Source organism: Pelagibius sp. (genome assembly GCF_965249265.1).
Classification (GTDB): domain Bacteria; phylum Pseudomonadota; class Alphaproteobacteria; order Kiloniellales; family Kiloniellaceae; genus Pelagibius.
Window position 1 is genome coordinate 3,727,332 of record NZ_OZ252224.1, and the last position, 8,942, is coordinate 3,736,273.

At 61.8% G+C, this 8,942-nt stretch carries 7 protein-coding genes; 6 read left to right on the top strand and 1 reads right to left on the bottom strand.

Going from position 1 to position 8,942, the window contains the following annotated elements; all coding sequences use genetic code 11:
• Positions 1 to 308 precede the first annotated feature (308 nt).
• Complete coding sequence (locus ACP146_RS17780; RefSeq protein WP_422368089.1) at positions 309 to 728, bottom strand: Tat pathway signal sequence domain protein; 420 nt, start codon at positions 726 to 728, stop codon at positions 309 to 311.
• Positions 729 to 894: 166 nt separating this feature from the next.
• On the opposite strand from ACP146_RS17780, the gene ACP146_RS17785 reads away from it, so the two are divergent.
• The 6 genes from ACP146_RS17785 (at position 895) to ACP146_RS17810 (ending at position 8,941) form a co-directional block, all read left to right on the top strand.
• Positions 895 to 2,295 (top strand): multicopper oxidase family protein, encoded by a 1,401-nt coding sequence (locus ACP146_RS17785; RefSeq protein ID WP_422368090.1) that lies wholly within the window; start codon positions 895 to 897, stop codon positions 2,293 to 2,295.
• Positions 2,296 to 2,512: 217 nt separating this feature from the next.
• Positions 2,513 to 3,028, top strand: coding sequence for an RNA polymerase sigma factor (locus ACP146_RS17790; RefSeq protein ID WP_422368091.1), 516 nt, complete (start codon positions 2,513 to 2,515; stop codon positions 3,026 to 3,028).
• Positions 3,029 to 3,135: 107 nt separating this feature from the next.
• On the top strand, positions 3,136 to 4,206 hold the full coding sequence (locus ACP146_RS17795; protein WP_422368092.1) for a FecR family protein: 1,071 nt from the start codon (positions 3,136 to 3,138) through the stop codon (positions 4,204 to 4,206).
• Positions 4,207 to 4,462: 256 nt separating this feature from the next.
• Positions 4,463 to 6,994 carry a TonB-dependent siderophore receptor gene (locus tag ACP146_RS17800; RefSeq protein ID WP_422368093.1) on the top strand — a complete coding sequence of 844 codons (2,532 nt, stop codon included), beginning with the start codon at positions 4,463 to 4,465 and terminating at the stop codon, positions 6,992 to 6,994.
• A 39-nt stretch (positions 6,995 to 7,033) separates the two neighbouring features.
• Complete coding sequence (locus tag ACP146_RS17805; RefSeq protein ID WP_422368094.1) at positions 7,034 to 8,698, top strand: multidrug ABC transporter permease/ATP-binding protein; 1,665 nt, start codon at positions 7,034 to 7,036, stop codon at positions 8,696 to 8,698.
• A 39-nt stretch (positions 8,699 to 8,737) separates the two neighbouring features.
• Complete coding sequence (locus tag ACP146_RS17810; protein ID WP_422368095.1) at positions 8,738 to 8,941, top strand: MbtH family protein; 204 nt, start codon at positions 8,738 to 8,740, stop codon at positions 8,939 to 8,941.
• The last annotated feature ends 1 nt before the right edge of the window (position 8,942 follow it).

Genomic DNA, 8,942 nt, shown 5'->3' on the forward strand with positions numbered 1-8,942 from the left:
CCCATAAAGGGCGACGCCATGTGATTACTGCCTGCCTGCTCGCCTTCGCACCGGGGTTTGCATTGCTGGTCAGCGGCCAGTCAGCCGCTTTTGTCATGTGGTTGGGAACAGTCTCCCTTCTCGGCTGGCTGTTGATACTCTGGGCGCCTGCGTCAAGGAACGCTCCACGCGCCGGACCGGTCATCAGGGATCGAAATATCGACCACTCCGAGTTCTGAAAAAGCCGCTGGCGGCGACCAGGCAGCTTTGTTCACGAGGCGATGCAATATCGATGATCGATATCAGCCGTCAACCCTTCCGGCGCGCTCCTACTTGATGAAAGACAACGGGGCCTGTGCCGTTGCTTCGATCTGTGCCAGACAGTCATTGCGCGCGCCCGTCTCATCGCCGCAGGCCATGACGTCGTTCAACAGTACGCGGCCCAGACGTTCGCAGGGCATGTCCCTGATGTCGAAAACCTTCAGGCTGGTCTTGCCGGCCGGCAGCGGAGCCGCCTGAACCGCCAGGCGTTTGCTGACGATCCCCTCGCCGTCGAACATCACCATATCAAGCTTCAACTCGGTGAAGTCGCGAGCCGATCCATTCTCCAGCACCAGATAGGCGCGACAGGCTTCGCCCTGCGCCTCCAGCTTGTTGAGCTCGATCTTGAGGGGACCTGAATCCTCGGCCTGGGCCGCAGAGGCACAGCCGAGGATCAAAGCCGTCACCGTGCAGGCAAATCTGTACAAAGCTGTCGTCCCGACTTTTTGAGTGGTGCCGCCGCGCCGAACGACAGAGTCCGGGCTCAGCCAAGGTTTGCGACAATATCGCAAGTGAATATCATTCGCAAACAAGGATCAACCCCTATACAATCGGGGGCCTAAGAGGCTTTCTCTCCGGCGAGAACAGAGGCTGATGATCCACAGACGATCCCTTACACGGCGGGCCGCTCTCGGCCTGCTCGGCGGCAGTGCCGCGGCGGCCGGTGGTGCCTTGGCCCTGGGAAGCGGCCCGCTCGCCGGTAGCCCGGCGACGGCTCACAGCCTGAAAGCCAGCGTTATCGACCACGCGCTGCGCGACGGTCAGACGACGGCCGGGATGATGAGCTTTGCCCCGGACGGACCACCGCCGGTTCTGCGGCTGCACCGCGGCGAAGAGTCCCTCATCGACGTGACGAACGGTCTCGACGAACCGACAACGGTGCATTGGCACGGGCTGCGGATCGCCAACAGCCAGGACGGCGTGCCCTATCTGACCCAGTGGCCGATCATGCAGGGCGAGACCCTGCGCTACGCCTTCTCGCCTCCCGACGCCGGCACTTTCTGGTATCACCCCCATTGCAACACCCTGGAGCAGATGGGGCGCGGCATGACCGGTATCTTGATCGTCGAAGACGACGAAGACGCCGGTTTCGACCAGGATCTGGTGCTGAACCTTCGCGACTTCCGCCTGGGGCCGGACGGCCAGTTCATCAACATGTTCCGGGCGCGTCAGGCCGCACGCGGCGGCACGCAGGGCACCGTCATGACGGCAAACTGGCGCGAAGAGCCGACCTATGATCTGCCGGCCGGCAGCCTTCTGCGCCTGCGCCTTGTCGTGACCGACGTCACCCGCGTCTATCGGATTTCCCTGACCGGAACCGACGCCAGACTGATCGCTCTGGACAGCCACCCCACGCCAGCGTCCTACCAACCGGAGGAAATCGTTCTCGGCGCCGGACAACGCGCCGATCTTGCGGTCAGGATGCCGGGCACGGAAGGCGAGACGGTTGTCGTAAATACCCTGGTGGCGGGCCGTCCTGTGGCCCTCGCCCGGCTGCGCGCGACGGGTCAGGATGCCGGGCGGCGCCTCGAGGAACTGCGCCCGCTGGCGTCCAACCCGGTCGCCGAGCCGGTTCTTGCCGATGCCGAGATCATCCCCTTCGTGTTCGGCTGGGGACCCGGCGACCGGCCGGCTTCCAGCATCTGCGGCACCCTGGGCTATACCTTCTGGTCCATCAACCGCACGCCCTGGCCGGGCGACCTGCCGGATGCGCCCGGTGCCATCGCCCGATTGGAAATGGGCCGCAGCTATATCTTCCGTCTGCAGAACGAGACCCGCTACAACCACCCGATCCACCTGCATGGCCTGACCTTCCGCCTGCTTTCTTCAAACAAGCGCAAGCTGCCGCCTTTGCTCACTGACACCGCCATGCTGCAGGCCAACGAGACGATGGACATCGCCCTGGTCGCCGACAATCCCGGCGACTGGGCTTTCCACTGCCACGTCATCGAGCACCAGAAAACCGGCCTCGCCGGTTACATCCGGGTCACCTAGCTGAACGCCGGACTCTCCGGCCAACCTATGCCGGCAGGCGCCCAGAGCGATATTCCTAAGCGCATTGACTATGAAAAGATGGCCAACCAAGAACGGCCAGCAAGGGCTGGTCAAAGGGTAATTGCGAACCATTCTCATCATGGATACTATGCCGCCTCTCTAGGATAGGCTGAACCGCGGCACGACAAGGTTGCGGCAGGGTGAAAGGCGTCAGGAGATGACGGACAACGGCGCGGTTGAACCGGTAACGGCGGCTCTGCGCATGCATTACGACGAGCTGATTGCCTTTGTCCGGCGCAGGGTGCGCTGTTCGGCGCTGGCCGACGATATCGTCCAGGAGACCTATGTCCGCCTCGCGAGTACGGACAAATCCGCTGAGATCGAGAACCCGAGGGCGCTCCTCTACCGGGTCGCCGGGAATCTCGCCATCGATCATCTGCGCCGGGAAAAAACCCGCGCCAAATACGTGATGCAGAAACCGCTCTCCGAGGAAGTCGCCGACGCCCAGCCTTCCGTCGAGGCCATGATCGATGCGCGGCAAAGGGTGGCAATACTGATGCAGGCCGTCGATGAACTGCCGCCGCGCTGCCGCGAGGTCTTCGTCCTGCGCAAATTCGAGGGGCGTCATCAGGCTGAAATCGCCAGATCGCTCGGCATCAGCCGCAACATGGTCGAAAAACACCTGCGCAAGGCCCTTTTGCACTGCGCACTGCGACTGAAGGCGCGTGATTAGCGCTTTTTTGCATCCTCTTATATGGCTATCGTTCGTCATAGAGGTAGGGCCAACGAACCGTTGGAACAAATGACGGGTTCAAAAAACGAACAATGAAATGAACGAGCGTGCCAGTCGATCCGCCTTCTTCCAATTCCGACGCAGAAGTGCCGTTGTCTGATCCCTTGCACTCTGACCGCTTCCATCAGGCAGAACGGGATCCGGCTTTGGAGGAAGCGATCAACTGGTTCGTGCGCCGAGACGCCGGCGCCCTGACATCTGAAGAGCTGGTGGATTTTGACGCCTGGCTAGGTGCTGACCCACAAAATGAAGCGGCCTACGGCACGATCCAGCAGCTCTGGTCGGATTTGGATGAGATTCCAGCGGCAGCGAAGCCACGCGCCCTTCCCGCAAAACCCCGCTACGGCGAACCGACGGCAATTGTCCCCCTCCAAGGATCACGAAAACGGAAGCGCATTTGGCAGGCAGCCTGTGCGCTGGCCGCCGGCACGGCGCTGTTTTTTGTCGCCTTGGGCAGCGACCTGCCCCTCCGTATGCAGGCCGATGCGCTAACCGCAGTCGGTGAGATAAAGGCGGTGACGCTGCCCGATGGCTCCACGGCGTTGCTCAATACCGATTCCGCGATCGCCATTGATTACAGTTCCAGGCAACGGCGTATACGCCTCCTGAGCGGAGAAGCCGAGTTCTCCGTCGCCGCGGACCCCGACCGGCCTTTCGAGGTTGCAGCGGATGGGGGAGTCAGTACCGCGCTGGGCACGGTATTCCTGGTCCGCCGCCATAGTACCGAGACGACCGTGACGGTTTTGGAAAGCCGGGTGGCGGTGACTCTCGATGATGCGGGCAGCGGGAACCACGAGGCCCTGCTCACAGCCAACCGGCAGGTAGCCTACAGCGAAGGCAAGGGCATCGGGCCGCTGCAGACGGTCGACCCCAAATCGGCAACCGCATGGCAGCGCGGCAAACTGATTTTTTCCGACGTCACCCTCGGCGCGGTGATCGAAGAGCTCAACCGCTATCATCCCGGAAAGATCATGATCGGCGAACAGAGGCTTCGCGACATGAAGGTGAACGGTGTCTTCGAGACCCGTGACCCGGTGGCGGTGGTGAACGCGCTGGAAGCCAGCCTTGGACTCAGTTCGACGCGGCTGACGGATCTGCTGATCCTCCTGCACAGCTAGCAAGAGCGCTGCGCCAACCTAGCGCTCCAAAAGAAGGGCCGCCTCGCTGTCCCAACGACAAACAGGCCCGGCAGTGTGAAGCCGACCCTTCGCTGGGGGCTGATCTGAAACAGGCGCCAGCGAAACTCGGTGCCTCAAAAAAACCTCCGAAAACGACCTCCTCATCTGCTTCCTCAGCCCGTCTTAGTAAATGCAAACGACTATCATTTGCACTTGCTTGAGGTCTTACGGGGGAGTTACGGGCGTGAATTGGAGCATGAAGAGTGGGAGTCCGCGCATCGACGCGCGGCAAACAACGGAAAACACCAGAGGATTTAAGGCGTTGATCCTGGCGACAAGCGCCATTGTATGCATGACGGGCACGGCGGCAACGCAGGCGGAAGCAGCAGGCCGTCTCGGGGAAGACCGTTTCTATAGCGCGCCGAACAGCCCCTCACCAGCGGCTGATCTTTGGAACGACAGCCTCGCCCAAGCCACGGCGACCCGAAGCTACGCGATTCCCGCAGGCCCCTTGGCTCCTGCGCTGAACAGCTTCGCCGACGACAGCGGCCTGCAGTTGGTTTACAGCGCCGAACTGGCAGCCAACACGCAGACCGGCGGCGTTCAAGGCAGCTACACACCTGAACAGGCTCTGCGCATTTTGCTCGCCGGATCCGGCATCAGCTACAGCTTTGTGGATTCCAGCACGGTCACATTGACGCAAGCGGCCGCCGAATCCGACGGCGGCCCCGTTCAACTTGGCCCGGTGACGGTCGAGGGGCAGTTGGAAAGCCCCTTCGGCCCGGTCGATGGCTATGTCGCGGATCGCAGCACGACGGGTAGTAAGACGGACACACCGCTGATCGAGATTCCGCAGTCGGTTTCCGTGATCACCCGCGACCGGCTGGACGACCAGAGCGCCGACAGTATCAGCGACGCTTTGCGTTATTCGCCCGGTGTCTTCGGCGAGTCTTTCGGCAACGACAGCCGCGTCGATTTCCTCCAGTATCGCGGCTTCGATGAAGGCGGTGTCGGCACATTCCAGGATGGCCTTCAGCTGCGCTCCTCAGGGTTTGCGGAGTTCAAACCCGAACTCTATGGGGCACAGCGGGTGGAAATCCTCCGCGGCCCGGCCTCCGTTCTCTATGGCGCAGGATCACCGGGCGGTCTTGTCAATATCGCCACCAAGCGCCCGCCCTCTGAACTGCTCGCGGAAGGCGGCGTGGAAGTGGGCAACTTTGACAAGCTCGAAGGCAAGTTCGACATCGGCGGCCCCATCTTCGGCAGTGAATCCGTATTTTTCCGCTTGACCGGCCTCGCCCGCGATGCCGAAACCCAGGTGGACTTCGTCGATGACGACCGCCAGTTCCTCGCCCCCGCCTTCACCTGGAAGCCAAGGGAGGACACGACGCTTACTTTCCTGGGCTCTCTCCAGATCGATGAAACCGGATCAACCAATCAGTTTTTACCGAGATCCGGGACGCTTGACTCGAATCCCAACGGCACCATTCCGACCGAACGCTTCACGGGCGAGCCGGACTTTGACCGCTTCGACCGCACGGCCTATGCGCTCGGGTACCTCTTCGAGCATGAGGTCAACGATAGCATCACAGTGCGGCAAAACACCCGCTTCAACAGGGTGGAGAGCGATACCGAGACGTTTTTCGGGCTTCAGTTCTTCCCCTTCAGCGACAGTGTCCTCGTCCGCGCGCCCTTCATTGTCGATTCGAGGTCCGAGGCCTTCGGGATCGATACCCATGCGCAGTTCGACTTTGGGTCGGATTACATTCAGCAGAAAGTGCTCGTCGGCTTCGACTATCAGTACAACAACTTCGAAGAGCGGCAGCGCACCGGCGATCAAGCCTCGCTTACGTTAAGCACGATCGACCTGTTCAATCCGACCTACGGCACTCCCGTCGATGTTTCGGCCATTCCCATCACTGCCGATGGCCAGACCATTCAGCAGCAGTACGGCATCTATCTGCAGGACCAGGTCACCATCAACGAAAACCTGATCCTCTCCCTTGGCGGACGGGTGGACTTCGTTTCGTCCGAGAGCGAATCCCGCGTGGGCACCGGCTCCCGGAGCGACCAGGACGACGCCGAATTCAGCGGAAGAGTCGGTGCGGTTTACCTGACTGATGTGGGTCTGGCGCCCTACATCAACTATGCAGAGTCGTTTCTGCCGGTTGTCGGCTTCGATGGGAACGGCGATGCGTTTGTACCGGAAACCGGCGAGCAGGTCGAAGTCGGCGTTAAATTCCAACCCGACGGCAGCAAAAGCTTCGTCACTCTGGCTGCTTTCCAGATTACCCGTCAGAACGTTCGGGTTTTCGAGGGGAATCAACAGTTCCAGGTCGGCGAGGTGCGTTCGCGCGGGCTCGAACTGGAAGGCGTCGCGAGCTTCGACTTTGGGCTGGACCTCACCGCCAGCTATACGCTCCAGAACGTCGAGGTTACCGAAGACCCCAGTCCAATCCGGGAGGGCAACAGGCCAGCCGGTGTGCCCGCCCAGTTCGGCTCGCTCTGGGCTTTCTACACGCTGCAGGAAGGCTTTCTGGAAGGCCTGGGTTTCGGCGCGGGGGTCCGCTACAAGGGCGAAACGGCAGGGGATGCAGCGAATTCCTTTGACGTCGACGACTACGTTCTCTTCGACGCGGCTGCCCGTTACGAGTGGCAGAACTTCCGCTTCGCCCTGAACGCAACCAACCTTTTCGACGATCGCCACGTGGCCTCCTGTTCCGGAGAGTTCTTCTGCTTCTACGGGCAGGACAGAACCATCACGGCCAGCCTGCAGTACCGCTGGTGAACAGGAGCAGCCGACTGACATGATTGGACGAGGGCGACGATGAAATTGCTGCGGTTCCTGCTTGCCGAAGCCAAATGGTCGGTCAGCGGCATCATCGCCCTGAGCTTCCTGGGTGCCGCCTCGGGAATCGCGGCGCTCGCCCTCGTCAACCGTGTCATGGCGGAAGCGGAGAGCGAACTTTCCACCCTGCTCCTGCTCTTCGCCGGCCTCTTGGTCGTTTCCTTCCTCGCCGCCACGGCGGCCCGGATCTTCCTCCACATCGTCGGGCACCGCTTCGTCTATCGTCTGCGCCGCAAGCTGGTCAAACGCGTGCTGGACACCGACATCGAGCAGTTGGAGACCGTCGGCGGGCCTCGTCTCATCGCGATGCTGGACACCGACATCCGCAACGTGACCATTGCCTTCGTACACCTGCCAGAGGTTCTCTTCGGCGGTCTTCTCTGTATCGCGGCCTTCGCCTACCTCTCGCTTCTCTCCATACCTCTCTTCCTGACCACCGCGCTTTGGATGCTGCTGCTGGGCTTCGTCGGCTGGCTGCTCATCGGGTGTATCGATCACCATGTCGGACAAGTCCGGGAAGACGACGACCGGCTGCATAGCGACTATCTCTCGGTCATCAACGGACGCAAAGAACTGGCGCTCAACCGCTACCGGGCCCAGCACTTCTATGAAGAGGAGTTCGACGGGAACGCGCGCTCCTACCGCCGTCACGTGACCTGGGCGGATGGCTACAACGGCCTGCTGCACAACATCGCCAACACCATGGTGTTGGGCCTCATCGGTCTCGTCTTTTACCTCTCGCTGGGCCGGGGATGGGCGGACCTGAGTATCGCTGCAACCTATGCCCTGACCATTCTCTTCCTCCGCGCGCCGCTTGTCGGGGCCATGGCGGGGATCGCCGCACTGGTCACCGCCCAGGTCTCCATGCGGAAAATCGATTCCCTGGAACTCCTGCCTTTCGACGCCGCCTTCACCGGTGTCGGGCGGCCCTTTGCCGGAAGCCGCGAGATCGCCTTGCGTGACCTGTTCTACCGCTACGGCGCGAACAGTGCCGACAAGGGCTTTGCCGTCGGCCCCCTGGATCTGACGTTCCGCCGCGGCGAAATCGTTTTCCTGATCGGCGGCAACGGGAGCGGCAAATCGACCCTGGCGCGCCTGCTGACCGGCCTCTACCGCCCCCACGCGGGCACAATCGAGATCGACGGCGCTATCCTGGGGGAGGAAAACCGCCGCGCATACCGGCACTTGTTTTCCGCCGTATTCACCGACTTCCACCTTTTTCGCCGGCTGCTTACGGGCACGGGCGAGGAAGTCGCCAGCGATCACGTGGAGAACTGGCTGCGGCGTTTCGACATGCATAACAAGACGGGGCACGCCGAGGGCCGTTTGGACCAGGTTGAATTCTCCCACGGACAGCGCAAGCGCCTGGCCTTGATCTTGAGCGTTGCCGAACAGCGCGACTTCATGGTGCTGGACGAATGGGCCGCCGACCAGGACCCGCAGTTCCGCCAGTTCTTCTATCGCACGCTGCTGCCGGAACTGCGCGCGGGGGGCAAAGCCATCATCGCGGTAACCCATGACGACCACTACTTCGACGTGGCGGACCGCATTTTGAAGATGGACGGCGGCCAGTTGATCGAACTGAAAGGCGACGCACGCGCCGAGGCCTCGATGGACGCGATCAAAGCCATCAACACTGCATGAACGCGCCCACGGTGACCCAAGGAAACGGGAGAAACAGCGTTGAGCATCGATAACACGGACACGGCCTTCGACGTCGTCGTCAACGATCAGGGCCAGTACAGCATCTGGCCGACCTATCGCGCCGTCCCTGCGGGCTGGGAGGCGGTCGGCGTTCAGGGCGAACGGCAGGTCTGCCTCGATCACATCGCGAAGGTCTGGACCGATCTGCGGACGAAGCGTTTGCGCGAGGCCATGCGAGACTAGT

Bases quoted from the DNA above. Each gene is read 5' to 3' on its own strand.
- ACP146_RS17785 (WP_422368090.1), top strand. From the start codon at position 895: ATGATCCACAGACGATCCCTTACACGGCGGGCCGCTCTCGGCCTGCTC.
- ACP146_RS17800 (WP_422368093.1), top strand. From the start codon at position 4,463: ATGAAGAGTGGGAGTCCGCGCATCGACGCGCGGCAAACAACGGAAAAC.
- ACP146_RS17790 (WP_422368091.1), top strand. From the start codon at position 2,513: ATGACGGACAACGGCGCGGTTGAACCGGTAACGGCGGCTCTGCGCATG.
- ACP146_RS17805 (WP_422368094.1), top strand. From the start codon at position 7,034: ATGAAATTGCTGCGGTTCCTGCTTGCCGAAGCCAAATGGTCGGTCAGC.